Genomic DNA, 23,904 nt, shown 5'->3' with positions numbered 1-23,904 from the left:
TGGAGTTAGCGGGGCCCGGGTGGTAGCCACCGCAGACGCGGACATCATGGCACGTCCGCGCGGATGAGGGGAGAGGGGGAGGGTGTGAGGAGGGCCAACCGGCCGGTGGCCGCTAGGCTGCGGGGCATCGGCGAGCAGAGGGCGGTACAGGGGCGCATGGGGTACCCGGTGGAGCAGCAGGGGTGGGGCGGACCGGAGTCGGCGCCGCCGGGCGGCGGGTGGCCCGCCAACGAGCTGGAGCAGGTGCTCACCGCCGCGCTCGGCGACCCGGGCGCGACCCCCCGGGTGATCGAGGTGCTGGCCCGCAGCCAGGTGTGGATCCCGCTGCCGGCCGGCGGCGACCCGCAGGGGCAGGCGCTGGACCTGCCGACCATCGAGCTGGCCGGCGACCCGTACGTGCCGGTCTTCTCCTCGCAGGAGGTGTTCGTCCAGCAGGCGCCGGGGATGGCGTTCGCGGTCGCGCCGGTCTGGGAGTTCGCCCGCGGCCTGCCGCTGGGCGTGGGCATCGCGGTCAACCCGGAGGCGGCGGTGGGGATCCCGGTGCCGCCGCAGGGGGTGGCCGAGCTGCGCCGCGGGCCGCGCGAGGACCGCTGGGACGCCGCCCCGGACGCGCCGGGCGGCGGCCGGGTGGCGCTGCGCGAGCCGGTGCCGGGTGAGGACCCGGAGCTGTTCCTGGCCGCCTGCCGGAGCGAACTGTCCGCCCTGCCCGGGGTGTTGACCGCGCGCCGGGCGCTGGCCAGTGTCGAGGGCGAGCCGACCGTGATGTTCGTGGGCGTCCAGCTGGACCCGCTGGCCCCGGCCGACCCGGGCGCGGTGAACGAGGCCCTGGGCCGGGCGCTGGGAACCGCGCCGCTGCCCGGCGGCGTCCACCTCGTACTGCTCGACCTCGCGGACGATCCGGTGGTCGACTGGTTGGCGAACCGGGTCGCCCCCTTCTACGTGCGGGGCTGAACGGGTAGGGGCCGTTCCGGGACGGGCCGGACCGGTCCCGACGCCGGCCGGTCGACGGCCGCCGGCGACGGTCGGGCGGCGCTCGGGCGGGGCCCGGGCGACGGGTCCGGTACGAACCCTGGCACGTCGGCGTGGCGGTGGTCGTCGGCGCCCCATAGGGTGCGTGCTGACGGCCGCGGGGCCGCCGGTGGCAGACGAGGAACGAAGAGGCGCAGCGAGGTGGGCGCATGAGTGCGGGATCGGTAGCTGGCGGTGCACCGGGGCCCTGGGGCCAGGCGCCCACCGGACGCCCGGATCCGGGCGCGCTGGAGCGCGCCCTGCGCGAGGTCGCGCCGGAGCGCTACGAGGCGTACGAGACGATGCTGCACGCCCTCGCCGAGGGGCAGGTCTGGATGCTGCTCTGGCACGGGACGCCGGGCAGCGCGGACGCCCAGTACGGGAACATGGAGATCAGCGGTCACGGCTACGCGCCGGCCGTCACCTCGCCCGAGCAGCTGGCGGCGTCCGGCTGGGCGCGGGCGCACGAGGTGATCTCCGGCCGGGAGATCGCGGCCTCGCTGTACCGGTCGCGCTGGGGGCTGTGGCTGAACCCGCACGCCCCGGGCGGCGGGGTCGGCGTGCCGTGGGCGGACCTGCGGCGGGTCGCGGCGGGCCTGGACCGGCTGCCGGCCGGGCCGTTGAAGCTGAGCGAGCCGCAGGTGCCGGCGCAGCAGTTCTTCGCGCTGCTGGAGCGGCAGGCGGCCGAGGTGCGCGCGGTCCGGGCGCTGCGCCGGGCCTGGGTGCGGCCGTCGGTGGGCGAACCGTACCTGGCCATCGGCCTGGAGCTGTACGAGAGTTCGGCGCCCACGGTGGAGGCCGTGCGGGCGCTGATGCAGCGGGCGATCGCGGTGGCGCCGGAGGGGCTGGCGGTCTCGACGGTGGCGATGGCGGACGAGTTCGACCCGGTGGCGCTCTGGATGCGGGCCAACGCGCGCCCGTTCTACGACCGGGAGGCGGCGGGCCACGGCCGGCCGCAGACGGGTCCGTACCCGCCGGTGCCGCCGCCGCCCTACGCCTCGCAGCAGGGGCCGGGGTACGGCTACGGCACCCAGCCGCCGGCGCCGAGCTGGCCGGGGCAGCAGCCGCCGCCGCAGCAGCCGTGGCCGGGCTATTCCGGTCGCTGAACGGCCGTTGATCGGGCGCCGATCGGGCGCCGATCGGGCGTGATCGGACGAAGTCACCAAATACCCGCCATTGAAACCGGTTTGACGACAAGTCAGGCCGGTTTCGACGTTTTCCGGACGAACTCACGGAAGTGGCTGGCAGACATATTGACATGACTGCTACAGCTGTGTGAAGAGGCTTATGCCGAAGATCCGGGAGGTGCATGTCCGCAGATCACAGTTGGGCATCTGTCGGTTGTCAGGGCTGGCGCAAGCCAGTTCGGATGGCAGAGAGTTCTGCAACAGCCCACCGCGCGTGGTTGGCGCCTCACAAAGGCGAACGCGCTGGCGGACCGCATGATCCACGTGACGCCCATCCCGCGTGGCAGCAGTACTGAGCACGTCGTACCGCTGGGAATCCTCCCGCACCCGCACTTCCGCACCCAAGCACGTCCGCACCAGCCGTACCGCCGATCCCGGCGCCCGGCACCCGTGGGCCGGCCACCGTCGGCGAGGGGACCGAACTGACCATGACCGCACCCATCAAGACGGCCGGCAACGCACCGGAGGCAGACGCCGCCGCGAGCCCGGCCAAGAGAATCGAAGGCCGCTCGCTCGGCCAGATCGCCTGGACCCGTTTCAAACGGGACAAGGCCGCCGTCGCCGGCGGCGTCGTGGTGATCCTGCTGATCCTGCTCGCCGTGCTGGCCAAGCCGATCGAATCGGTCTTCGGCCTCGACCCCGACGCCCTCAACCAGGACCTGCTGGACGCCAACCTCGGCGGCCTGCCGCTGGGCGACTGGGGCGGCATGAGCTGGGACCACCCGCTCGGCCTCGACCCACTGCAGGGCCGTGACCTGCTCGCCCGCGTCATCGAGGGCTCCTGGGTCTCCCTGCTGGTCGCCTTCGGCGCGACCCTGCTGTCCAACACCATCGGCGTGGTGCTCGGCGTGATGGCCGGCTACTACGGCGGCTGGGTGGACACCCTGATCAGCCGGGTGATGGATGTCTTCCTCGCCTTCCCGCTGCTGCTCTTCGCGATCGCGATCTCGGCCTCGCTCCAGGGCGGCGCGTTCGGCCTGCACGGCCTCCCGCTGCACATCGGCGTGCTGATCTTCGTGATCGGCTTCTTCAACTGGCCCTACATGGGCCGGATCGTGCGCGGCCAGACCCTCTCGCTGCGCGAGCGCGAGTTCGTCTACGCGGCCCGCAGCCTGGGCGCCCGGGGGCCGTTCATCCTCTTCAAGGAACTGCTGCCGAACCTGGTCGGTCCGATCCTGGTCTACTCGACCCTGCTGATCCCGACCAACATCCTCTTCGAGGCCGGCCTCAGCTTCCTCGGCGTCGGCATCCAGGCCCCCCAGGCCTCCTGGGGCGGGATGCTCAACGACGCGATCAAGTACTACCAGGTGGACCCCCAGTACATGGTGGTCCCCGGTCTGGCGATCTTCCTCACCGTGCTCGCCTTCAACCTGCTCGGCGACGGGCTGCGTGACGCCCTCGATCCCAAGAGCAACTGACCCAGCGTCAGTACTCCTCGTTCAGCCACCACTTCCTCAAGGGGTTGATCTCACCCATGCGTAGGTCCCGTACCGTCGCGTTGACCGCCGCGGCCGCCGCCGCGGTCCTGGTCGTCACCGGTTGTTCGTCCGACAAGAAGAGCGACGACCCCAAGTCCACCGCCACCGGCAGCAGCGCGGCCGGCACCGGCGGCGCCACCGGCGCCGACGCGGGCACCAAGGGCATCGTCAACGCCTCGGACAAGAAGGGCGGCACCGTCACGTACGAGATGCGTGGCACGCCGGACTCGCTCGACCCCGGCAACACGTACTACGCGTACATCTACAACTTCTCGCGCCTGTACGCCCGTCCGCTCACCACCTTCCAGCCGGGCGCCGGCGCGGACGGCCAGAAGCTCGTCCCGGACCTGGCCGAGTCGATGGGCAAGCCCAGCGCGGACGGCCTGAGCTGGACGTACAAGCTGCGCGCGGGCCTGAAGTACGAGGACGGCACGCCGATCACCTCGAAGGACGTCAAGTACGCCGTCCTGCGCTCCAACTTCGCGCCGGAGGTCAACTCCAACGGCCCGTCGTACTTCAAGGAGCTGCTGGTCGACAACGACAAGCCGTACGAGGGCCCGTACAAGGACAAGGAGGGCGACCTCAAGTCCATCGAGACCCCGGACGACCTCACCATCGTCTTCCACCTGAAGCACGCCTTCGCGGACTTCGACTACCTGGTCTCCGCCCCGCAGACGGCGCCGGTCCCGAAGGAGAAGGACACCGGCTCCACCTACGTGAAGCACGTGATGTCCTCGGGCACCTACAAGTTCGAGAGCTACGAGGACGGCAAGCAGGCCGTCCTGGTCCCGAACACCAACTGGGACAAGGCGAGCGACCCGATCCGGAAGCAGCTTCCGGACAAGATCGTGCTCAAGATGAACATCGAGCAGTCCACCATCGACAAGGACCTGCTCGCCGGGAACGCCCAGGTCGACCTGGTCGGCGCCGGCGTCGACCAGCAGACCCAGGCGAAGATCCTCCAGGACCCGAAGCTCAAGGCGCAGACCGACAACGCCTTCGGCGGCCGTCTGGTCTACACCGCGATCAACAGCCAGGTCGCGCCGTTCGACAACGTCGAGTGCCGCAAGGCCGTCCAGTACGCGATCGACAAGGTCTCGGTGCAGACCGCCATCGGCGGCCCGATCCGCGGCGCGGTGGCCAACACCGTCCTCCCGCCGGACGTCCCGGGCCACGAGGACTTCAACACGTACCAGACCAAGGACAACAAGGGCGACGAGGCCAAGGCCAAGGAAGCCCTGAAGGCCTGCGGCAAGCCGGACGGCTTCAACACCGTGCTGACCGCCCGCACCGAGCGCGCCCCCGAGATCGCCGCCGCGACCTCGATCCAGGCCGCGCTGAAGAAGGTCGGCATCAACGCCGAGATCCAGCAGTACCCGCAGGGCAAGTACTTCTCCGACCACGTGGGCGTCCCGGCGTTCAACAAGGAGAAGAACATCGGTCTGATGATGATGCAGTGGGGCGCCGACTGGCCGACCGGCTACGGCTTCCTGCAGCAGATCACCGACGGCCGCGCGGTCAAGGCCTCCGGCAACAACAACCTCGCCGAGCTGAACGACCCCGAGGTCAACAAGCTGCTGGACGAGGCCGCGGTCAACACCGACCGCGCGGCGCGCGAGAAGATCTACGCCCAGATCGACAAGAAGGTCATGGACTCGGCCGTCTACGTGCCGCTGACCTACTTCAAGGTCTTCCTGTACCGCCCGGACAGCGCCACCAACCTGGTCTCCACGCCGGCCTTCTCGGGTGAGTACGACTACCTGAACATCGGCTCCGCCAAGTAAGAGCCTGGCTCCGCATCCCTGAAGGCAGGTGAAGGCAGCGGCGCCCGCCACCGTCCGGGGTCGTCCGGACGGTGGCGGGCCGCCGGAGCCGCCCAACTGTGTTTGCCTACATCATCCGCAGGACGTTGGCCGCCGTGGTGCTGCTGCTGGTGGTCAGCGCGGTCACCTTCGCGATCTTCTTCCTGCTCCCGCGCCTGGCCGGTGAGACCACCGACCAGCTGGCCGCTCAGTACATCGGGAAGAACCCCTCCCCTGAGGCGATCGCGGCGATCAAGAAGAACCTCGGCTTCGACCAGCCGCTGTACACCCAGTACTGGAACTTCCTGAAGGCGCTGGTCACCGGCGCCGAGTACAAGTTCGGCCCGGAACCGGCCACCTGCCACGTACCGTGCTTCGGCTACTCGTTCAAGAACCACCTGGAGGTCTGGCCGGAGCTCACCAAGCGCATCCCGGTCACCATCTCGCTGGCCATCGGCGCGGCGGTGATCTGGCTGATCTCCGGTGTCACCACCGGCGTCGTCTCCGCGCTCAAGCCCCGCTCGATCTTCGACCGGCTCTCCATGGGCATCGCCCTGGCAGGCGTCTCGCTGCCGGTCTTCTTCACCGGCGCGCTGCTGCTCACGCTCTTCAGCTACGAGTGGCCGATCCTGGACAACCTCCAGTACGTCAACTTCACCGACGACCCGCTGATGTGGGCCCGCAACCTGATCCTGCCGTGGATCTCGCTGGCCTTCCTCTACTCCGCGCTCTACGCCCGGCTCACCCGCGCCGGGATGCTGGAGACGATGAGCGAGGACTACATCCGCACCGCCCGGGCCAAGGGCCTGGCCGAGCGGAAGGTCGTCGTTCGGCACGGCCTGCGCGCCGCGCTGACCCCGGTCGTCACCATCTTCGGCATGGACCTCGGCCTGCTGCTCGGCGGCGCGCTCATCACCGAGCAGGTCTTCTCGCTCCAGGGCGTCGGCTTCTTCGCGGTCTCCGCGATCACCGACAACGACCTGCCGAAGATCCTCGGCGTGACCCTGCTCGCCGCGTTCTTCATCGTCCTCTGCAACCTCGTGGTTGACCTCCTGTACGCCGCTGTCGACCCCCGGGTGAGGCTGTCGTGACCGAGCTCCAGAAGACCCCGGCCGAGGCCGGGGCACCGGCCCCGGCGGACGCCTTCCTGTCCGTCCGGGACCTGCGGATCCACTTCGACACCGACGACGGCCTGGTCCGCTCGGTCGACGGGGTCAGCTTCGACCTCGCCAAGGGCCGCACCCTCGGCATCGTCGGCGAGTCCGGCTCCGGCAAGTCCGTCACCTCGCTCGGCATCATGGGCCTGCACCGCTCCAAGCGGGCCCGGATCAGCGGCGAGATCTGGCTGGACGGCGAGGAGCTCGTCGCGGCCGGCCCCGACCGGGTCCGCGAACTGCGCGGCCGGCAGCTGGCGATGATCTTCCAGGACCCGCTGACCGCGATGCACCCCTACTACACCGTCGGCGCGCAGATCGTCGAGGCGTACCGGGTGCACCACCCGCAGGCCAGCAAGAAGCAGGCCCGGACCCGCGCCATCGAGATGCTCGACCGGGTCGGCATCCCGCAGCCCGACCGCCGGGTCGACGACTACCCGCACCAGTTCTCCGGCGGCATGCGCCAGCGCGCCATGATCGCCATGGCGCTGGTCAACGACCCCTCGCTGCTGATCGCCGACGAGCCCACCACCGCCCTGGACGTCACCGTCCAGGCGCAGATCCTGGACCTCATCCGCGACCTCCAGCAGGAGTTCGGCTCGGCCGTCATCATCATCACCCACGACCTCGGGGTGGTCGCCGAGCTCGCCGACGACATCCTGGTCATGTACGGCGGCAAGTGCGTCGAGCGCGGCCCAGCCGAGACCCTCTTCGACGCGCCCGAGCACCCCTACACCTGGGGCCTGCTGGGCTCGATGCCGCGCCTCGACCGGGAGCTCCAGGACCGGCTCGTCCCGGTCAAGGGCACCCCGCCGAGCCTCATCAACGTGCCGTCCGGCTGCGCGTTCCACCCGCGCTGCCCCTACGCCGAACTCACCGGCGGGCGCTCCACCGGCGAGGTCCCGGTCCTCACCGAGGCCACGCCCGGACACCACGCCGCCTGCCACCTCGCGGCCGCCGACCGGCACCGCATCTTCGCCGAAGAGATCGCGCCCCGGCTGTGAGCCCGGCCTCGGCTGAGAGCCAGGCTCCGTACGTGAGCCCGGCCTCGTACCACCTTTCTGGAGAGAACCGATGACGGACACCAAGGCGGCGGCCATCCCTGCACCGACGCCCGCCTCCGACCGGCAACCGCTGCTCCGGGTGGCCGGTCTGACGCGGCACTTCCCGATCCACAGCGGCCTGATGCGGCGCCAGACCGGCGCCGTCCGGGCGGTCGACGGCATCGACTTCACCGTCAACGCCGGCGAGACCCTGGGCGTCGTCGGCGAGTCCGGCTGCGGCAAGTCGACGATGGGCCGGCTGGTCACCCGGCTCGACGAGCCCACCGGCGGGACGATCGAGTTCGAGGGCACCGACATCACCCACCTGGGCGTCGGCGCGATGCGGCCGCTGCGCCGCGACATCCAGATGATCTTCCAGGACCCGTACTCCTCGCTGAACCCGCGGCACACCGTCGGCACCATCGTCGGCGCCCCGTTCAAGCTGCAGAAGGCCGAACCGGCCGGCGGGATCAAGAAGGCCGTCCAGGAGCTGCTGGAGCTGTGCGGGCTCAGCCCCGAGCACTACAACCGCTACCCGCACGAGTTCTCCGGCGGCCAGCGCCAGCGCATCGGCATCGCCCGGGCGCTCGCCCTGCGGCCCAAGATGATCGTCGCGGACGAGCCGGTCTCCGCGCTCGACGTCTCCATCCAGGCCCAGGTCGTCAACCTGCTCGACGACCTCCAGCAGGAGCTCGGCCTGACCTACCTGATCATCGCGCACGACCTCTCGGTGGTCCGGCACGTCTCCGACCGGGTCGCCGTGATGTACCTCGGCAAGATCGTCGAGATCGCCGACCGGGACTCGCTCTACTCCGCCCCGATGCACCCGTACACCAACGCGCTGATGTCCGCGGTGCCGGTCCCCGACCCGCGCCGCAAGCAGCAGGGCGGCCGCGAGCGGATCCTGCTCAAGGGCGACGTCCCCTCGCCGATCAACCCGCCCAGCGGCTGCCGCTTCCGCACCCGCTGCTGGAAGGCCCAGGAGATCTGCGCCAGCCAGGAGCCGCCGCTGACCGCGCTCAAGACCGGGCACCAGGTGGCCTGCCACTTCCCCGAGCACAGCGAGGGGAACGACTAGCACAGCCCGGAGAACGCTCCGGGCGGGGAGAAGACGCTCGCCACCGCGTGACCGTTGGTCCGGAGGGGAGGCTCGGCCGGGTCACACTGGTGCGGTGACCTCGCAGATCTTCCCCTCCGACGTGCAGCAGTCGCTGGACCTCGTCGGCATCTTCGTCTTCGCCCTCTCCGGAGGGCTGCTCGCCGTCCGCAAGAACATGGACATCTTCGGCATCTGTGTGCTCGCCGAGGTCACCGCGCTCGGCGGCGGGGTGATGCGCGACCTGGTCATCGGCGCCACCCCGGTCGCCGCCTTCACCAACCTCGGCTACTTCCTCACCCCGCTGGTCGCCGGCCTGGTGGTGTTCTTCCTGCACCCCGAGGTCGAACGGATCAACCGCGCCGTCCAGACCCTCGACGCCCTCGGCCTCGGCCTGTTCTGCGTCACCGGCACCGCCAAGGCCCACGACTACGGGCTCGGCGCCGTCTCCGCGGTCGCCCTCGGCATGGTGACGGCGGCCGGCGGCGGCGTCATGCGCGACGTCCTGGCCGGCGAGATCCCCGCGCTGCTCCGCTGGGACCGGGAGATCTACGCGGTGCCCGCCCTGGTCGGCGCCGGGCTGGTGGCCCTGCTGATCGCCCTCGACAGCCTCACCGCCGCCACCGGCACCGCCGCCGCGCTGACCGCCTTCGTGCTGCGGATGCTCGCCCTCAAGTACGGCTGGCGCGCGCCGCGGGCCTGGCACCGCAACGGTTCTCGCACCAGCGAGGAGTAGGCGAACCGCCGTACGCGAGCGAGACCGCCTCGGCCGTGCACAGCAGCTCCGGCACCAGCCGCACCAGCTCGGCCGGCGACACCCGGTCGGCCGGCGCCGAGATCGCGCAGGCCGCGACCGCCCGTCCGTCGCTGCCCGCCACCGGCGCCGCCACGCAGGTGACCGGCTCGCGGTGCTCGGCCGACTCCGCCGCCCAGCCGCGGGTGCGGACCGCCGCCAGGTCGGGGGAGAGCTGGTGGGCGGGCCGGCCGTCCTCGGGCAGCCCGGCCAGCAGCACCCGGCCGATCGCCGTCCCGGCGGCCGGGGCCCGCTGGCCGATCCGGGTCGGCTCGTTGCCCCGTCTCGCCTCGGTGCTCCGTCTCGCCTCGGTGCTCCAGCGGCCGGGCAGCTCGTCCAGGTAGAGCACCTCGCCGTTCTCCTCCAGCACCGCCAGCTGCACCGTGCAGCCGGAGCGCTCGTTCAGCGCGGCCAGGTACGGGGCGGCGACCTGCCGGACGTCGATGCCGCGCAGCGCCTGCTGCGCCAGCGACAGCACCTTGCCGCCGACGCGGTAGCGCCGGTCCGCCTGGCGGTGGACGAAGCCGTGCTCCTCCAGGTTGCGCAGCAGGCGCAGCGCGGTGGACTTGTGCACGCCGATCGAGGTGGCGGCCTGCTCCAGGGTGACCGGGCCGTCGCCGAGCGAGCCGAGCAGGGTCAGCGCGCGATCGACCGACTGCGACATTGCGCCCCCCAGTCCTGGTTCCGGTCCGGCGGCGCGGTGGTGCGGTGGTTGCCGTGGAGGCCGCTCGGTGGTGGCCGTCAGGCTAACCGTTCGGGGGCCGTCCGCCGTACCGGGCCCCGGCCCTCCTGCCCTTCCGGCCCCTCCACTCTGCCCCGGCTCGTGGCTGATGGCCGGATCGCAATGGTGCGCGGCCGATCCGGCGGACCCTCAGCCGACCGAAGGCCCTCTACAATCGGATGGTTATGCCATACCTGGACCATGCGGCGACCACGCCGATGCTGCCCGAGGCGATCGCCGCGATGTCGGCGCACCTGGGGGTCGTCGGCAACGCCTCCTCCCTGCACGCGGCCGGTCGCCGGGCCCGCCGCGTCGTCGAGGAGGCCCGCGAGTCGCTCGCCGAGTCGCTCGGCGCCCGGCCCAGCGAGATCGTCCTCACCGGCGGCGGCACCGAGTCCGACAACCTCGCGGTGAAGGGCCTGTACTGGGCCCGCCGCGACGCGGACCCGGCCCGCACCCGGGTGCTGTGCAGCCCGGTCGAGCACCACGCGGTGCTGGACGCCGTGCACTGGCTCGCCGAGCACGAGGGCGCCACCGTGGACTACCTGCCGGTGGACGCGTTCGGGCGGGTCCACCCGGCGGCGCTGCGCGAGGCCATCGAGCGCGACCCGGCCTCGGTCGCGCTGGTCACCGTGATGTGGGCCAACAACGAGGTGGGCACCGTCCAGCCGGTCGCCGAACTCGCCGCCGTGGCGGGGGAGTACGGCATCCCGATGCACGCCGACGCGGTGCAGGCGCTCGGCCAGGTGCCGGTCTCCTTCGCCGAGTCCGGGCTGACCGCGCTCACCGTCACCGGCCACAAGATCGGCGGCCCGTTCGGCATCGGCGCGCTGCTGCTCTCGCGCGGCGCCGCGCCCGTCCCGCTGCTGCACGGCGGCGGCCAGGAGCGCGACGTCCGCTCCGGCACCCTGGACGCGCCCGCCGCCGCCGGCTTCGCGGCCGCCGCGGCGCTCGCCGTCGAACGGCGCGCGGAGCACGCCGTGGAGCTGGGCGCGCTGCGGGACGAGCTGGTCGCGGCGGTGCTCGCGGCCGTCCCGGACGCCGTCCTCAACGGCGACCCGGCGGCGGAGGGGCGGCTGCCCGCCAACGCGCACTTCTCGTTCCCCGGCTGCGAGGGCGACGCCCTGCTGATGCTGCTCGACGCCCAGGGCATCGAGTGCTCGACGGGTTCGGCCTGCTCGGCGGGTGTCCCGCAGCCCAGCCATGTGCTGCTGGCGATGGGCGTGGACCCGCTGCTGGCGCGCGCCTCGCTGCGGTTCTCGCTCGGGCACACCTCGGTGCGTTCGGACGTGGACGCGCTCGCGGCGGCGATCGGGCCCGCCGTCCACCGGGCCCGCAACGCGGGGCTGGCGGCGGCCGCGCGCGCCCGGTAATCCGCTGCGGGAAGCCTTTCGGTACCACGTACGCTTGGACGCATCATGACTGACTTCCCGGGTGCCCCGACCGCTCCGTCCGCCACCGGCCGCCTGCGCGTGCTCGCCGCGATGTCCGGCGGGGTGGACTCCGCCGTCGCCGCCGCGCGCGCCGTCGAAGCCGGCCACGAGGTGACCGGCGTGCACCTGGCGCTGTCCAGCAACCCGCAGTCCTTCCGGACCGGGGCGCGCGGCTGCTGCACCATCGAGGACTCCCGGGACGCCCGCCGGGCGGCCGATGTGATCGGCATCCCGTTCTACGTGTGGGACCTCGCCGAGCGCTTCCGCGAGGACGTCATCGACGACTTCGTCGCCGAGTACGCGGCCGGGCGGACCCCGAACCCGTGCCTGCGCTGCAACGAGAAGATCAAGTTCGCGGCGCTGCTCGACAAGGCGATCGCGCTCGGCTTCGACGCCGTCTGCACCGGGCACTACGCGCGGATCGTCGACCTGCCGTCGGGCGAGCGCGAGCTGCACCGGGCCGTGGACGGGGCCAAGGACCAGTCGTACGTGCTGGGCGTGCTCGACGCGGACCAGCTCGCGCACTCGCTCTTCCCGCTCGGGGACACCACCAAGGACGTGATCCGCGAGGAGGCGTCCCGCCGGGGTCTGGCCGTCGCGAAGAAGCCGGACTCGCACGACATCTGCTTCATCGCGGACGGGGACACCCAGGGGTTCCTGGCGAAGCACCTCGGCACCGCGACCGGCGACATCGTCGACGTCGACGGCGCCAAGATCGGCGAGCACGACGGGGCGTACGGCTTCACCATCGGCCAGCGCAAGGGCCTGCGGATCGGCCGCCCGGCGGCGGACGGCAAGCCGCGGTACGTGCTGGACATCTCGCCGGTGAACAACACGGTCACGGTCGGCCCGGTGGAAGGCCTGGACGTCACGGGGCTCACCGGCATCCGCCCGCGCTGGTGCGGTACCGAGCCGCTGGTCGACGGCCGCTACACCGCCCAGCTGCGCGCCCACGGCGAGGAGGTCCCGGTCTCGGCGTCGGTGGTGGACGACACCCTCCACGTCCGCCTCGACACCCCGGCGCGTGGGATCGCCCCCGGCCAGGCCGTGGTCCTGTACGACGGCACCCGCGTGGTCGGCTCCGCCACCATCGCCACGACGGAACGCCCGGCCGTCACGGCCTGAGGGTGGGGTGGGTGGGCCTGTCCAGCCAGGCCCACTGAAAGCGGTTTTTGATCCCGCCTGCGCCGCCGGCCCGGCGGTGCAGGCGGGGGTTCAGTGGGCCCGGTTGATCAGCACCACGGCAACTGCCACCACGTGCAGCGCGGCCGCCACCGACACCCCGTAGGCGGCCCACACCCGGACGGGATCGGTGTCGGAGGGCGGCACGTCCTCGAAGCCGGGATCGTCATCCGACGGCTGCCGGTTCACCGGGGGATCGCCAGGTCGGCGTGAACGACCTTCCCGGAGGGGGACACCGTGACGCCCCACCGGCCGTGCGTGAGCCGGTGGACCATCGCCAGGCCCCGCCCGGACGTGGCGTCGGGCCCGGCCTGGAGCATCACGGGCATCACGGGGGAGCCGTCACCGACGAGGATGCGGACGATCCGGTCGGTCGGGCAGCGGACGGCAACGAGCATGCGGGTCTGGCATCCGGTCTTGACGGCGTTGGTGGCCAGCTCGCTGACGATCACCGATGCGTCGTCCACGAGTGCGTCCAGCCCCCACTGCCGCAGCTGCGCGCCGACGAATCGGCGCGCAGCTGCCACCGACTCAGGCAGGTAGGGCAGGTGCAGGGCCGCCGGTCCGGTTCGCGGGTGGATTCCCGCTACGGCGTGTTCTCTTGCGGCGTTCGAGATCAGGCTCATCGACGCTTCCCCTTGGCGAAGTCGGCTCGTTGCGTAGAGCATCGCCGTAGAGGAAGGGTCGGACTATCACTCTCGGGTGATAGTCCGACTCCATAGAGTGGTTATCAGATTCCGACCCAGTGCGCCATGTTGGTGAGCGTGTCCGGCGTCGACCGGTGTGCGGAGACGAGTCCGGTGACCGTCTCGCGCACCATCGGGTGGTAGCGCATCTGCTGTGGTGCGAGTGTCCGGGCGTGCTGCAGCGACTTCAGCGATGCCTCCGACCGTCCGACCCACAGTTGGGCCCGGGCCACCTCCGCGATGTGCGCGGCCGCCCGCGAAGCCGGCCAATTCGCCGGGATCCGGACCCGCTCGGCGGCTCGTACGGCTTCCGCGTACTTGTACTGCTCCGCGAGCGTCGCCACCTGGTGCACGGCCACATTCGTCGGCCCGAACGACAGCCAGTGCACCTGGGTGGCCTCGCCCGTGACCTCGGAAATCCGAGCCGCCTGCGCGATGTGCTCGGCGGCTGTCTCGCCGTCCCCGGACCGTGCGGCCAACATGGCGGCGCCGAGATGGAGTTGCCCCACCGCCACGTCCCGGACTTGGCCGGTGTCGGCCTGCCCGAGAGTGTCCATGCCCACCCCGACGAGCCGCTTCCCCAACTCGAACTGGCCCGAGCGCAGGTAGACGATCGAGCGCAGATATTGCCGGACCCCGGCGAGTACCGGATCGGATGCGCGCTCGGCCGCCCAGGCCATCCGATCCAGAGCCACCACGCAGAGGTCGCTGTAGCCCAACTTCGTGGTGATGTCGTAGGCCGTGCGGTACGTGCTCGCCAATACCTGCCACGCCTTCGCTGAAGGCGTCGAATGTGCAGCTGTCGTGGCCTCTGTCATCAAGGCCGGCAGCTCCCGGGCAGCGTCCTTGATGTGGGTGCCACGAATCAGGGCGCACAAATGTTCGGCAGCGGTGTGCAGTTCATCCACCGGGCGGGGCGCGATGTCGGGATCGGCGCCCAGGTCGTACAGGTCGAGCGCCTCCCGGATCGGCTGGATCAGCACGTCGAGCTCGTCCTGTCGCAGCTCGGTCATGTACGGCTGACCGGTGAGGTCGACGGTCTGCACGAACAACGCCCGGGCGACAGCGGCGATCACGGCGGGTGTGGCGGGCTTGGCGCCCTGCTCGACCTTGGCCAGCATGCTGTAGGAGATGTGGGCGCGGGCGGCGAGTTCGCGCTGGGTGAGATGGCGAAGCTTGCGGTACTGGGCGATGCGTTCGCCCATGTGCTCGGAGACGTGCCTAGGCATACTGATACTCCGTTCGTAGCGACCAGTGCGGACGATACCCGCTGCGGATGGCGGGATGTGCCCTCACGAACGGGAGTTCGGGTTTGACGGAGCACCGCGAACCGTTTCTCTACGTCGTCGTCTGCGCTTCGGGAATCGCCGACGGGGTCGGGGAACTGATCACCTCCGCTCACGCCGAAGGCTGGAAGGTCGGGGTGATCGCCACCCCCAACGCGCTCGGCCTCATCGACCAGGCAGCCATCGAGGCCCAGACGGGCTACCCGATCCGCTCCGCCTGGCGGACCCCTGGCAGCCCCCGGCCGCTGCCTGCCGCCGATGCCATCGCGGTCGTCTCCGCCACGTTCAACACCATCAACAAATGGGCCCTCGGCATCGCCGACACGCTGGCGCTCGGCATCCTCTGCGAGGCCTACGGTCTGGGCATCCCGGTGGCCGTCCAGCCCTATGTCAACTCCGCTCTTGCCGCTCACCCGGCCTATGCGGAGAGCCTGGCCCGACTCCGCACCATGGGAGTCCTGGTCGGCGACTACGTGCCCCACAAGCCCAAGTCCGGTGGCGGCCGCGACAAGTACAGCTGGACTCACGTCCTTGACCTGCTCCGCCCGATGGTGTGTTCGATGTGAGGCATGCATCTACCGACACCGATGTATGGAGCGTCTACCTCGCCAAGGGGCAATGCCACAGGCGCGGTAGTGCATCTCGGTGGGCATGATCCTGTGTGGCCAGGCAGGCCGAATCCTGACCATCCGGCCTGCACGGAGCGGTCCCCGCTCGTACTTGGTCAGCTGGTCAGCGCACCGTCCAGGAACTCCTGCACCGGCTCGAAGAGTCCATATGGCACGTACTCGGGGATCTCCGCGAGAGCCACCCAGGCGAGCGCGTCCAGCTCGTCGGTGTCCACCACGTCAGCGGTACCACTCACTACCTCACAGGCCGTGTACGACATCAGTCGGCCGGTCTTCGGGTGAACGCGCACGCCCAGGTGCTTGATGGCGTCCACTTCCAGCCCAGTCTCCTCCGCGGTTTCGCGGACAGCCGCCTGCTCCGGCGACTCGCCGGGCTCGATCTCGCCAGCCGGGAACTGCCAGGAGAGCGGGCCCTCACTGACCCGTCGCCGGACCATCAGGACGTGGCCTTCGCAGACCACGATCGCGGCGGAGATTCCCGGGCGTTCCTCGGCAGTCTGTTGTGTCACGTCTGCTCCTCCAGGGCGGCCAGGATGGGTGGGAAGATCGTATCGGCGCTGATAAAGCGAGCCACCGAGTTTCGAGGAACCCACATCACGTCGACGTTCTCGATGGTGTCACTGTTAGTCGCCTCGCCGGTCAGGTACTCGCATAGGAAGTACTCGCAGATCACCCCTGTCACCGGGTGGAGGCGGCTGCCGAGGTTCTGGCGGATTGCGCAGTGGACTCCGGTTTCGTCCAGTGCTTCCCGGACGGTCGCGGTCTCTGGTTTGGTGCCCGGCTTGATCACCCCGGCTGGAAACTGCCAAGTGATCCCGGACGCGTCGTCGTCGCGTCGGCAGACCAGCAGCACTTCGCCTTGCCGGACAACAACCGAGATGGCCACTCGTAGGACCTGTGCAGCTGGCGTGTCGGACTTGGAGGCTCCGTTGCCGTCCTTCTTCGCTGCCAGAAGCGCGAAGCGCTGGCGGGCGGAGCCCGATGCCCTCTCGTGAGCAGCGTCGAGGAGCTGCTGCATCTCGGCTCGCGGTACGACGGACGGATCAGCATGCCATGCTGCCACGGTGCGCACTGCGATCCCGAGCTGGTTGGCGAATGCCTCGTTCGTAAGGCGGAGGGCGGACTGGAGCAGGCAGGCATAGCGACCGCTCCAGACCTCGATGACGTCCAACGCCCTTCCCCCTCCATCATGGCTGCTACCGCGGAAGAGGGCATGCGTCGAAGATGCACATCGACTGCACTGCCACTTCATCGCTACGTGGCATGGGCAACGGAAGACTTTCGCTAGGAAGCTCAAGGTCTGGCGTTGCCGGGCAACGTGAGATCTGGGTAGCTCCCGTGCGGGCAGTGGGATGGCTCCACCTCTCGGAGATTCTAGGTTAACAACCATGGCAAGACAGGTAGTTGGGCGAGTTCGCCTGCGGGGCCTCGCTCCGACGCGCCGGCGGATCGAGCGCCGCCGAGCCGAACGGGATTCACTCGTTTGCAGGGCGGTCTGGCTCGCCAAAAGTGACTCCCTGGCGCCGGTAACCTCAGTCCATGACGGGTTGACTGTCCGTCATGTCTGAGTGTCGATAAGCCGAAAGGGAACTGATGGCCGAGGACCAGGTCCACACGGTCGAGCGCACGCTCGTCCTGCTCAAGCCCGACGCGCTGGTGCGCGGCCTCGGAGGCCGGATCATCTCGCGCTTCGAGGATGCCGCGCTGAAGATCGTCGGCGTCAAGATGAAGTGGATGGACGAGGAGTTCACCCGCAAGCACTACTTCGACCTCGAAGAGCGACTCGGGGCAGAGGTCTACAACCTCACAGCCACCTTCATGCAGCAGGGGCCGGTCATCGCCCTGGTGCTGGAGGGCTACGACGCCATCGCCACCGTTCGGAAGATCGTGGGCAGCACATACCCGAACCAGGCTCCGGCCGGAACGATCCGCGGCGACCTCTCGCACATGAGCTCCGCGGGCAGCGTGGCAGTAGGTAAGGCGGTGGCCAACCTGGTCCACGCCTCAGGCAACAAGGATGAGGCTGCGCAGGAGGTTGAGCTGTGGTTCGCCAAGGATGAGCTGCACGAGTACCGCACGTTGGCCGAGATCTTCACCAACTGACGTCAGGCTGCGGCGTCACCACTGAGACGCCGCTGCGTTGAGAACCACCGGGGTACCACCGTCTGATCTGAGAGGGCACTATGACCAACCAGACCCGCCTGGCCTCCGCCGAGGAGCTGGAGTCGGTCTTCCAGCGCGAGCTGGCGACCGATCGCTGGGCGGCCACCGAGACCGCCTACGCTCTGGCGGTTAACCTTCGGGATGCTGGCGACTGGCCCAAGTCCCGCGAGTGGGTCCAGCAGTGCCTCCAGCTCCTGGAGGGCTTCCCGGGCGAGACCGAGGACCAGGCGGCGACCACCCGTGTGGCGGTCGGTGGCGTCCCGCTGCCGAACTACCTGCACGCCGGCGTGATCCGCGAGCGCTTCGGCGACCTGGGCTGACCCCGTCTCGGGTGGTGCGGCCGCCGAACAGAAGTCGGCCGCATCACCCGACACCAACCACCAACTCCATACCGCCCCATCCGGACCAGCCAGGGGCCACCCCGCATTGGTTCGGCTGGATCCGCCATGCCTGAAACGAGGAGACACGACCGTGGCTGTCGAGATCGAGATGCGCGCCCGCTTCGACAAGGAGACCCACGACCAGCTCATGGACCGCCTGCGGAAGGACGGCGAGGACCTGGGCGACGACGCCAAGCACATCTACTTCTACGTGCTGCCCGAGCAGCTGCTGAAGGTCACGGACAACACGGCCGCCGGCACCGCCAAGATCACCCTCAAGGGTAGCAAGATCGGCCAGGGCGCCGCCTTCCACGAGACCGAGTTCGTGATCGCCCGCGAGGACGTCCCGGCGGCCGTGAAGGTGTTCAACGCGCTCGGCTTCGAGTCCGCGATGCACGAGGCGTTCAACTTCCGCCACAACTTCCGCTTCCAGGGCGTGGAGATCGCCCTCAAGTGGAGCGAGGCATGGGGCTATCACGCCGAGTTCGAGGTGCTGCTCGACGACGGTGCCTCGGACGTCGCCCGCGACGAGGCGTCCGCCCAGATCGTCGACGTCGCCGCCGAGCTCGGCGTGACGCTGATGAGCGAGCAGGAGCTGGCCGACTTCGCCGCCGCCTTCGAGGCCGCCGAGCAGGAGCGCAAGGCTCGCGAGGCACAGGCCGCGCCGATCCGGTAGGAGCACGTCACCGCGGTGGACCACCAGAAGGGGGTGGGCACAGATGAGCACGACCCCGACGACCACGAGTCTGGTCGACCTGGCTGTCCGAAGGCAGCTGCCGCACCACCAGTACATGGACCCGGCAACCGTTGAGTGGATCAAGGCCAACCGGCCCGACCTCGGCGCGGCCTGGCCGCCGCCCCTGCGGCCAGCGTCGAAGCACCTCCTGAGCCGGTCCGCTCTTCCGGCAACGTGGCTGGCGGAGCCTCGCCTCCACGACTCGCTCCACGGTCTCAGGCACAGCATGCGGACCGCCGCACTGGCCGCTCTGCTCGCTGAGATCCACGAGCTGGACGACACCGATACCGCCACGGTCGTCCTGGCAGCAGCCGTCCACGACTGCCAGCGCCTGCATGACCAGGACGACCGTGGCCACGGTGCTCGTGCCGCCGTCTGGCTCGCCGCCAACGCGGACACCATCTGGACCTACTTCGGCTTGGTGGCAACGCCCCGGCGGATCATCCAGGCAGCAACCGCCATCCGCCTGCACGACGTGCCGTACGGCGCTTTCTGCTTGGACGACCAGGCCGACTACCACCGCGCCGGGCTCATCTGCGACTTGGTCAAGGCGGCAGACGCGCTCGACCGTTACCGCCTGCCGAAGCTCAGCTGGTGGCCCGACGCGCGGCATGTTCGTGAGCCGGCATTTGACCAGCTCCGCGCCGTGGCCTTCGACCTCGTCGCCGTCTCCGAGACCGCGCACCTCGCCGGAGTCAGCAGCGCCGAAGCCGTTCTGTACGCGCTCGCTGAGAAAGGGCTGGTGTAGCCGTGAGCCTCCGCGACGCCTACGACCTGTGGGCCGACGCGCATGCCTTCTTCGACTCCGCGCTGCTGCCCGAGGCCGGGCAGGCCGACCCGCTGGCAGCCCAGACGGCCTCCTGGCACAAGCGCCTGACCGATGAGACGCCGAACGGCAGCCTCCTCCGCAAGAACGCGCTCTTCGACAGCCTGAGCAGCGACGGCAAGCTGCACCTGCTCCACGTCACCCACGCCCTGGAAGAGATCAGCGAGGAGGGGGTGCTCTACCCCTCCGGCGGATGCCTCGTCGGGAGCATCTACTGCGCGCCTCTCACAGCGACCGAGCACGGCTTCCGCATGCACAACCTGGCCGCCTACGTCCTCACCAGGGAGGCCCCCGCCTCCCTCGCCAGGGTCGGCCTGGGCGGACGCGCACCCACGCCGCTGATCTTCGAGATCACCGCGCCGCCCCAGGCGTACCGCGGATTGGCGGGCGTGGACTACCTGCGGCTGGGCTCGATCCACCTGCAGATCCACACCGACCTGGAGTACCTGCTCAGCAAGACCGAGCGACACCACCTGCGCGAGACCGTCGTCGGCCGGATCAAGAACTCGGCCGCCTTCCTGGCCCTGGCCGCCGGCATCGTCTACCAGGGCTCGACCGTGGCCACGGAGGGCTTCCTGCAGCTGCTGGATGCGGCCATCCCCCGGCTGCCGATCCTTGGCTACCTCTACTTCGAGGCCCTCGCCGAGTACCTGATGCTCCACTCCACCTCTGTACGGACCCGGCAGCTGGCCGACCTCGGGGAGTTCAACAACTGGCTCTACAAGGAGATGCTGTTCGCCTCCTTCCCGGACATGGCCGGTAAATTCAACCTCGCCAGGTTCCGTCCCCGCCCGCAGCAGCTGGCGGCACTTCTTCAGCGGGTGGACCCGACCATCGACGCTGACCATGCCCGCGCGTACATGGTCGAGCGGATCAGCTACCTCGTGGCGGCCCGGCTCTTCACCAGCGGGCAGGTGCCCGAAGCCTGGCACCGCACGCGCTGGGAGTTCGACAGCCTCGCCACCCAACTCGGCCCGCTGCTCGGCCACCTCATCCACCGCGAACTCCGCAGCTTCGGCCGCTACCCCGACTTCTACTTCTACTTCGACCAGCACAAGGCTCTGCAAGCATGGAACTACTGGAACCACATGGACATCGTCGTGCCGTTCAACGGCACGATGCCCAAGGGTGAGATCGGCATCAACCCGGCCTACCCGAACCTGGACTACCGCGTCTGGCGTGCCGAGCCGGACGACGCCGGGCACCTCCACCCGACCGAGCAGCTGGCGCTCAGCATCGCGCCGCGCCTGGTCGACATCAAGTACACGCTCATGCGCAGCAGCAGCCGCTGACCGCTGCCCCACGCCCCTCGATGACCGATCGCAGAGGAGACGCATGTCCACCCACGGCCCCGCCACCCAGTCCACCGCTGCCTGGCCGGCACCCACCCAGCCCGCCGAGACGCTCTTCACCGAGATCTACCGCACCAACCACTGGGGATCTCCCGAGTCGGTCTCCGGTCCCGGCTCCGAGATCCGTCAGACCGAGGCCGTCCGGGCCGCCCTCTCCTCGGTTCTCGCGCGCTACCCGATCCGCACCGTCACGGACGTCGGATGCGGTGACGTCAACTGGATCCGCCAGGTCGACGGGTTCGATCAGCTGGACGGCTACGTCGGCCTCGACGTCGTCCCCGACCTCGTCCAGCTCAACCAGGAACGGCACGGCAGCGAGCGCATCTCCTTCCGGCAGGCCGACCTGAGCAGGGACGACATCCCGGCTGCGGACCTCGTCATCGCACGGGACTGCCTCGTCCACCTCACCCACCACGAGGTGCTCGCATTCCTCGACCACGCCACCGCCAGCCGCTCGACCTACCTGCTCGCCACCACCTATGTCGGCGTGGCCGAGAACCGCGACACCGCGGACACCCACTGGCGCCCGCTCAACCTTCAGTCGGCCCCGTTCCACCTGCCCGAGCCCGTCGAGCACTTCGACACCGACTTCACGGACGGCGGCCGGCACCACCCCGGCAACGGGCTGGGCCTGTGGACGATCGACCAGCTCAGCTCCCGAACCACCTGAACCACCACCCCAGGCGACCCAGGAAGCGAGACCCCCGATGACCTCGCACGACCAGCAGATAACCGCACTGCTCGCTCGGCTCGACCAGGCCCTCGACTCACCTGCGACCGCGCACGGTCTCGCCCGTACCCTCCGGGCGGCGGTCAAGGAAGTCGAACTGCACCGTCACCACCGGGCCAGCGTCGCTGCCCTGCCCGACGGCGTCCTCAAGCCCGGCCCCACCAAGGTCCAGATCGGCGGCGGCGGCCACCGCATCGACGGCTTCTTCAACATCGACATCGTCTCGCCGGCCGACCTCCTGTGGGACGTACGCGAGGGCATCCCACTCGCCGATGCCGGCACCGAGACGATCTTCTCCGAGCACTTCCTGGAGCACATCGACTACCCGCGGTCCGCCAAGTCCTACGCCCGCGAGGCCCAGCGCGTCCTCGCGCCCGGAGGCCAGCTCATCACCGGAGTCCCCGACGCCGCCTTCGTTCTGAACCAGTACCCGGCACCGCCGGACCGGGCCAGCGAGATGATCGACCGGTGGTACGCCAAGCGGCAGTGCCGGCGCGACATCAACACCTACCTCGACCTTATCAACTACGTCTTCCGTGACCAGGACGACGACCCGACCTATAACCCCCACTGCTGGGCGTACGACCACGAGAAGCTCGCCCAGCTCTTCACCGAGGCGGGCTTCCGCACCGTCGAGCCGTGGACCTTCGACCCCACGATGGCCAATCCGAAGCGCCAGTGGGCCAGCGTCTACGTGGTCGCCACGAAGTAGCCGCGTAGCCCGCGAGCGATCCGCACGAGAGCGCACAGGACCTCTGACTGTGGTGGCCGGCAATCCGGCCACCACGGACGGGTTGTCCGAGCGCTTCGCGGGCAATCCCTTGCCCGCGAGGAAGTCGGCGAACTCTTCGCGCTCAGCGTCGACGTCGTACTCGGCCAGCGTCTCCAGGCGGAACGCCGTCCGCTCGAAGATCTGGAACAGCCGACCGAAGTCTTCGCCCTTGATCACGTGGTGCCCACCCTTTGCTGTTCGGCCGGTTGGCATCAACGTCGCTGTCCGGGACGGTCGCGCACTCATTGCTGCGGATCTGTGACTGTACGTCAAATCTGCTGATCTGTGGGCGTAAACTGGAATGGCCACCGCCCAGTTGGGCGGTGGCCATTCCACGCGTGTGCCTACAACTTGGCGGTTCCGGCACGCGCGTTTCCAACCAACATCGGCCAGTATGCCAGTCGGGCTGTCTGCCGACTCGCATCTCGGCCACGAAAGGTCGAACGTGCACGTCGTCACCACCGAAGCGCTTGCCCTCGCCCGTCCTACCGGCACTCCACCCGCGAACGAGTTCCGGGTCCGCGTCGGGCAGTGGATGCAGAGCGTCCCGACCGGCGGGCCCTGGAAGTCCCTGGGGCCGTCCTTCGTCCTCTTCCTCATGCATGCCGCGCAGAAGGCCGACGCGGACGGGACCAACCTGCACTGCCCGCCGTCCAACCTCTGGTTCTCCCGCGCCTGCCGGGTCTCCAAGGACTCCGTCCCCGGGTTCTACCGCGCCGCCGAGGCCGCCGGCGTGCTGGCCCTGGTCCACGGCCCCTCCGGCACCCGGGTGCGCGGCTACGCCGTCACGATGCCCCTGGGCGGCGTCCCCGACTGGGACGCCGCCCTCGCCGTCCTGCGTGCCGACGGCCGCCGCGTGAAGCAGGAGTTGCTCCGCTGCGGCACCGGTGAGTCCGCACCTGCGGACTTGCCGGTGAAGTCCGCACGTGCGGTGTTGCCGAGGCCGTGCGACGCCGAGCGGAAGTCGGCACGTGCGGATTCGGGGGGCTCCGCACGTGCGGGCTCGAAGCTCCGCACGTGCGGACTGAACCAGGAAGTCCCTTACCAGGTAGAGAAGATGGCTGCTGTTGCGGTGACAGCTACCACTCCGCGCGCGGGCGACGATCCCGCTGCCGGATGGGCGCGGATGGCCGAGCACCTGCCGCCCGAGCTCCAGGAGGCCGCCCGCGCCGTCCCGGAGGACGATCTGCTGCGCCGGGTCACGGTCGCGGCGCTCCAGGACGGCTGGGCGTCCCCTGGCTGGCTGGCCGCCCGCCTGGCCTCGCATCGGCCGGAGCGTGATCCCGGTGCCGCCCCCGCCGACCGTCTCGCCGCCGGCCTGGTTGCCATCCTGTGCGCCCTCTCGGACCGACGCGCACATCAGCGGCACCCCCGGCCGCTGCCGTCCTGCGCATGAGTGGTGGTGCCGCGAGGACGGGCGGATGTCAGTGAGCCCGCCGGGTAGGGC

Annotated in this window: 25 protein-coding genes and 1 pseudogene; 19 read left to right on the top strand and 7 right to left on the bottom strand. The window is 70.0% G+C overall.

What is annotated here, in order from left to right:
- Positions 1-156: 156 nt before the first annotated feature.
- From AB0N76_RS17075 to AB0N76_RS17040, 8 genes are all read left to right on the top strand, one after another.
- Entirely contained in the window at positions 157-951 is a 795-nt protein-coding gene (locus AB0N76_RS17075) for an enhanced serine sensitivity protein SseB (RefSeq protein WP_363557809.1), read from the top strand.
- Between the two features lie 359 nt (positions 952-1,310).
- On the top strand, positions 1,311-2,114 hold the full coding sequence (locus AB0N76_RS17070; protein ID WP_363557839.1) for an enhanced serine sensitivity protein SseB C-terminal domain-containing protein: 804 nt from the start codon (positions 1,311-1,313) through the stop codon (positions 2,112-2,114).
- Positions 2,115-2,623: 509 nt separating this feature from the next.
- Complete coding sequence (locus AB0N76_RS17065) at positions 2,624-3,613, top strand: ABC transporter permease (protein WP_363557807.1); 990 nt, start codon at positions 2,624-2,626, stop codon at positions 3,611-3,613.
- Positions 3,614-3,669: 56 nt separating this feature from the next.
- Positions 3,670-5,457, top strand: a complete 1,788-nt coding sequence (locus AB0N76_RS17060) for an ABC transporter substrate-binding protein (RefSeq protein ID WP_363557805.1) — start codon at positions 3,670-3,672, stop codon at positions 5,455-5,457.
- 98 nt (positions 5,458-5,555) lie between these two features.
- Entirely contained in the window at positions 5,556-6,566 is a 1,011-nt protein-coding gene (locus AB0N76_RS17055; RefSeq protein ID WP_363557803.1) for an ABC transporter permease, read from the top strand.
- Positions 6,563-7,633 (top strand): ABC transporter ATP-binding protein, encoded by a 1,071-nt coding sequence (locus AB0N76_RS17050; RefSeq protein ID WP_363557801.1) that lies wholly within the window; start codon positions 6,563-6,565, stop codon positions 7,631-7,633. Before AB0N76_RS17055 ends, AB0N76_RS17050 begins: the two co-directional genes overlap by 4 nt.
- A 70-nt stretch (positions 7,634-7,703) precedes the next feature.
- Positions 7,704-8,750 carry a dipeptide ABC transporter ATP-binding protein gene (locus tag AB0N76_RS17045; protein WP_363557799.1) on the top strand — a complete coding sequence of 349 codons (1,047 nt, stop codon included), beginning with the start codon at positions 7,704-7,706 and terminating at the stop codon, positions 8,748-8,750.
- Positions 8,751-8,844: 94 nt separating this feature from the next.
- On the top strand, positions 8,845-9,504 hold the full coding sequence (locus tag AB0N76_RS17040; RefSeq protein WP_363557797.1) for a trimeric intracellular cation channel family protein: 660 nt from the start codon (positions 8,845-8,847) through the stop codon (positions 9,502-9,504).
- On the opposite strand, the gene AB0N76_RS17035 is transcribed toward AB0N76_RS17040, so the two are convergent.
- Positions 9,440-10,225 carry an IclR family transcriptional regulator gene (locus AB0N76_RS17035; protein ID WP_363557795.1) on the bottom strand — a complete coding sequence of 262 codons (786 nt, stop codon included), beginning with the start codon at positions 10,223-10,225 and terminating at the stop codon, positions 9,440-9,442. The two genes, AB0N76_RS17040 and AB0N76_RS17035, sit on opposite strands and share 65 nt — an antisense overlap.
- A 242-nt stretch (positions 10,226-10,467) precedes the next feature.
- On the opposite strand from AB0N76_RS17035, the gene AB0N76_RS17030 reads away from it, so the two are divergent.
- Together AB0N76_RS17030 and mnmA are read left to right on the top strand one after the other, a co-directional pair.
- The gene (locus tag AB0N76_RS17030; protein WP_363557793.1) at positions 10,468-11,655 is read left to right on the top strand and encodes a cysteine desulfurase family protein; all 1,188 of its coding nucleotides are present in this window, start codon (positions 10,468-10,470) and stop codon (positions 11,653-11,655) included.
- A gap of 45 nt (positions 11,656-11,700) precedes the next feature.
- Positions 11,701-12,840 carry a tRNA 2-thiouridine(34) synthase MnmA gene (gene mnmA / locus AB0N76_RS17025; RefSeq protein ID WP_363557791.1) on the top strand — a complete coding sequence of 380 codons (1,140 nt, stop codon included), beginning with the start codon at positions 11,701-11,703 and terminating at the stop codon, positions 12,838-12,840.
- 90 nt (positions 12,841-12,930) lie between these two features.
- On the opposite strand, the gene AB0N76_RS17020 is transcribed toward mnmA, so the two are convergent.
- From AB0N76_RS17020 to AB0N76_RS17010, 3 genes are all read right to left on the bottom strand, one after another.
- Positions 12,931-13,086, bottom strand: a complete 156-nt coding sequence (locus AB0N76_RS17020) for a hypothetical protein (RefSeq protein ID WP_363557789.1) — start codon at positions 13,084-13,086, stop codon at positions 12,931-12,933.
- The gene (locus tag AB0N76_RS17015) at positions 13,083-13,523 is read right to left on the bottom strand and encodes an ATP-binding protein (RefSeq protein ID WP_363557787.1); all 441 of its coding nucleotides are present in this window, start codon (positions 13,521-13,523) and stop codon (positions 13,083-13,085) included. The genes AB0N76_RS17020 and AB0N76_RS17015 overlap by 4 nt, the downstream gene beginning before the upstream one ends.
- A gap of 104 nt (positions 13,524-13,627) precedes the next feature.
- Entirely contained in the window at positions 13,628-14,788 is a 1,161-nt protein-coding gene (locus AB0N76_RS17010; RefSeq protein ID WP_363557785.1) for a helix-turn-helix transcriptional regulator, read from the bottom strand.
- Between the two features lie 107 nt (positions 14,789-14,895).
- Here AB0N76_RS17010 and AB0N76_RS17005 point away from each other — a divergent pair, with 107 nt between their 5' ends.
- Positions 14,896-15,435 (top strand): flavoprotein, encoded by a 540-nt coding sequence (locus AB0N76_RS17005; protein ID WP_363557783.1) that lies wholly within the window; start codon positions 14,896-14,898, stop codon positions 15,433-15,435.
- A gap of 158 nt (positions 15,436-15,593) precedes the next feature.
- Here AB0N76_RS17005 and AB0N76_RS17000 read toward each other — a convergent pair whose 3' ends face one another.
- Positions 15,594-16,007 (bottom strand): NUDIX hydrolase, encoded by a 414-nt coding sequence (locus AB0N76_RS17000; RefSeq protein WP_363557781.1) that lies wholly within the window; start codon positions 16,005-16,007, stop codon positions 15,594-15,596.
- On the bottom strand, positions 16,004-16,669 hold the full coding sequence (locus AB0N76_RS16995; protein WP_363557779.1) for an NUDIX hydrolase: 666 nt from the start codon (positions 16,667-16,669) through the stop codon (positions 16,004-16,006). Before AB0N76_RS16995 ends, AB0N76_RS17000 begins: the two co-directional genes overlap by 4 nt.
- 422 nt (positions 16,670-17,091) lie before the next feature.
- On the opposite strand from AB0N76_RS16995, the gene AB0N76_RS16990 reads away from it, so the two are divergent.
- From AB0N76_RS16990 to AB0N76_RS16960, 7 genes are all read left to right on the top strand, one after another.
- A complete protein-coding gene (locus AB0N76_RS16990) occupies positions 17,092-17,601 on the top strand; it encodes a nucleoside-diphosphate kinase (protein WP_363557777.1) in 510 nt (169 codons plus the stop codon).
- A gap of 80 nt (positions 17,602-17,681) precedes the next feature.
- Positions 17,682-17,981, top strand: coding sequence for a hypothetical protein (locus AB0N76_RS16985; protein ID WP_363557775.1), 300 nt, complete (start codon positions 17,682-17,684; stop codon positions 17,979-17,981).
- Between the two features lie 151 nt (positions 17,982-18,132).
- Positions 18,133-18,717, top strand: a complete 585-nt coding sequence (locus AB0N76_RS16980; RefSeq protein WP_363557773.1) for a hypothetical protein — start codon at positions 18,133-18,135, stop codon at positions 18,715-18,717.
- 43 nt (positions 18,718-18,760) lie between these two features.
- Entirely contained in the window at positions 18,761-19,525 is a 765-nt protein-coding gene (locus AB0N76_RS16975) for a hypothetical protein (protein ID WP_363557771.1), read from the top strand.
- Positions 19,526-19,527: 2 nt separating this feature from the next.
- Positions 19,528-20,895 carry a hypothetical protein gene (locus AB0N76_RS16970; protein WP_363557769.1) on the top strand — a complete coding sequence of 456 codons (1,368 nt, stop codon included), beginning with the start codon at positions 19,528-19,530 and terminating at the stop codon, positions 20,893-20,895.
- A gap of 43 nt (positions 20,896-20,938) precedes the next feature.
- Entirely contained in the window at positions 20,939-21,625 is a 687-nt protein-coding gene (locus AB0N76_RS16965) for a class I SAM-dependent methyltransferase (RefSeq protein WP_363557768.1), read from the top strand.
- Positions 21,626-21,662: 37 nt separating this feature from the next.
- Positions 21,663-22,397 (top strand): methyltransferase domain-containing protein, encoded by a 735-nt coding sequence (locus tag AB0N76_RS16960; protein ID WP_363557766.1) that lies wholly within the window; start codon positions 21,663-21,665, stop codon positions 22,395-22,397.
- Between the two features lie 51 nt (positions 22,398-22,448).
- Here AB0N76_RS16960 and AB0N76_RS16955 read toward each other — a convergent pair.
- Positions 22,449-22,670, bottom strand: a pseudogene (locus AB0N76_RS16955) (DUF6879 family protein); the annotation flags it as partial.
- A gap of 232 nt (positions 22,671-22,902) precedes the next feature.
- Here AB0N76_RS16955 and AB0N76_RS16950 point away from each other — a divergent pair.
- The gene (locus tag AB0N76_RS16950) at positions 22,903-23,853 is read left to right on the top strand and encodes a hypothetical protein (RefSeq protein WP_363557764.1); all 951 of its coding nucleotides are present in this window, start codon (positions 22,903-22,905) and stop codon (positions 23,851-23,853) included.
- The last annotated feature ends 51 nt before the right edge of the window (positions 23,854-23,904 follow it).

This window comes from Kitasatospora sp. NPDC093806, from assembly GCF_040683335.1.
GTDB lineage: Bacteria > Actinomycetota > Actinomycetes > Streptomycetales > Streptomycetaceae > Kitasatospora.
Note: the sequence above shows the minus strand (reverse complement) of the source record. Positions and strands in the feature narration are given on the sequence as shown.

Bases quoted from the DNA above. Each gene is read 5' to 3' on its own strand.
- AB0N76_RS17075 (WP_363557809.1), top strand. From the start codon at position 157: ATGGGGTACCCGGTGGAGCAGCAGGGGTGGGGCGGACCGGAGTCGGCG.
- AB0N76_RS17070 (WP_363557839.1), top strand. From the start codon at position 1,311: ATGCTGCACGCCCTCGCCGAGGGGCAGGTCTGGATGCTGCTCTGGCAC.
- AB0N76_RS17065 (WP_363557807.1), top strand. From the start codon at position 2,624: ATGACCGCACCCATCAAGACGGCCGGCAACGCACCGGAGGCAGACGCC.
- AB0N76_RS17060 (WP_363557805.1), top strand. From the start codon at position 3,670: ATGCGTAGGTCCCGTACCGTCGCGTTGACCGCCGCGGCCGCCGCCGCG.
- AB0N76_RS17045 (WP_363557799.1), top strand. From the start codon at position 7,704: ATGACGGACACCAAGGCGGCGGCCATCCCTGCACCGACGCCCGCCTCC.
- AB0N76_RS17035 (WP_363557795.1), bottom strand. From the start codon at position 10,225: ATGTCGCAGTCGGTCGATCGCGCGCTGACCCTGCTCGGCTCGCTCGGC.
- AB0N76_RS17030 (WP_363557793.1), top strand. From the start codon at position 10,468: ATGCCATACCTGGACCATGCGGCGACCACGCCGATGCTGCCCGAGGCG.
- mnmA (WP_363557791.1), top strand. From the start codon at position 11,701: ATGACTGACTTCCCGGGTGCCCCGACCGCTCCGTCCGCCACCGGCCGC.
- AB0N76_RS17015 (WP_363557787.1), bottom strand. From the start codon at position 13,523: ATGAGCCTGATCTCGAACGCCGCAAGAGAACACGCCGTAGCGGGAATC.
- AB0N76_RS17010 (WP_363557785.1), bottom strand. From the start codon at position 14,788: ATGGGCGAACGCATCGCCCAGTACCGCAAGCTTCGCCATCTCACCCAG.
- AB0N76_RS16990 (WP_363557777.1), top strand. From the start codon at position 17,092: ATGGCCGAGGACCAGGTCCACACGGTCGAGCGCACGCTCGTCCTGCTC.
- AB0N76_RS16985 (WP_363557775.1), top strand. From the start codon at position 17,682: ATGACCAACCAGACCCGCCTGGCCTCCGCCGAGGAGCTGGAGTCGGTC.
- AB0N76_RS16975 (WP_363557771.1), top strand. From the start codon at position 18,761: ATGAGCACGACCCCGACGACCACGAGTCTGGTCGACCTGGCTGTCCGA.
- AB0N76_RS16965 (WP_363557768.1), top strand. From the start codon at position 20,939: ATGTCCACCCACGGCCCCGCCACCCAGTCCACCGCTGCCTGGCCGGCA.
- AB0N76_RS16960 (WP_363557766.1), top strand. From the start codon at position 21,663: ATGACCTCGCACGACCAGCAGATAACCGCACTGCTCGCTCGGCTCGAC.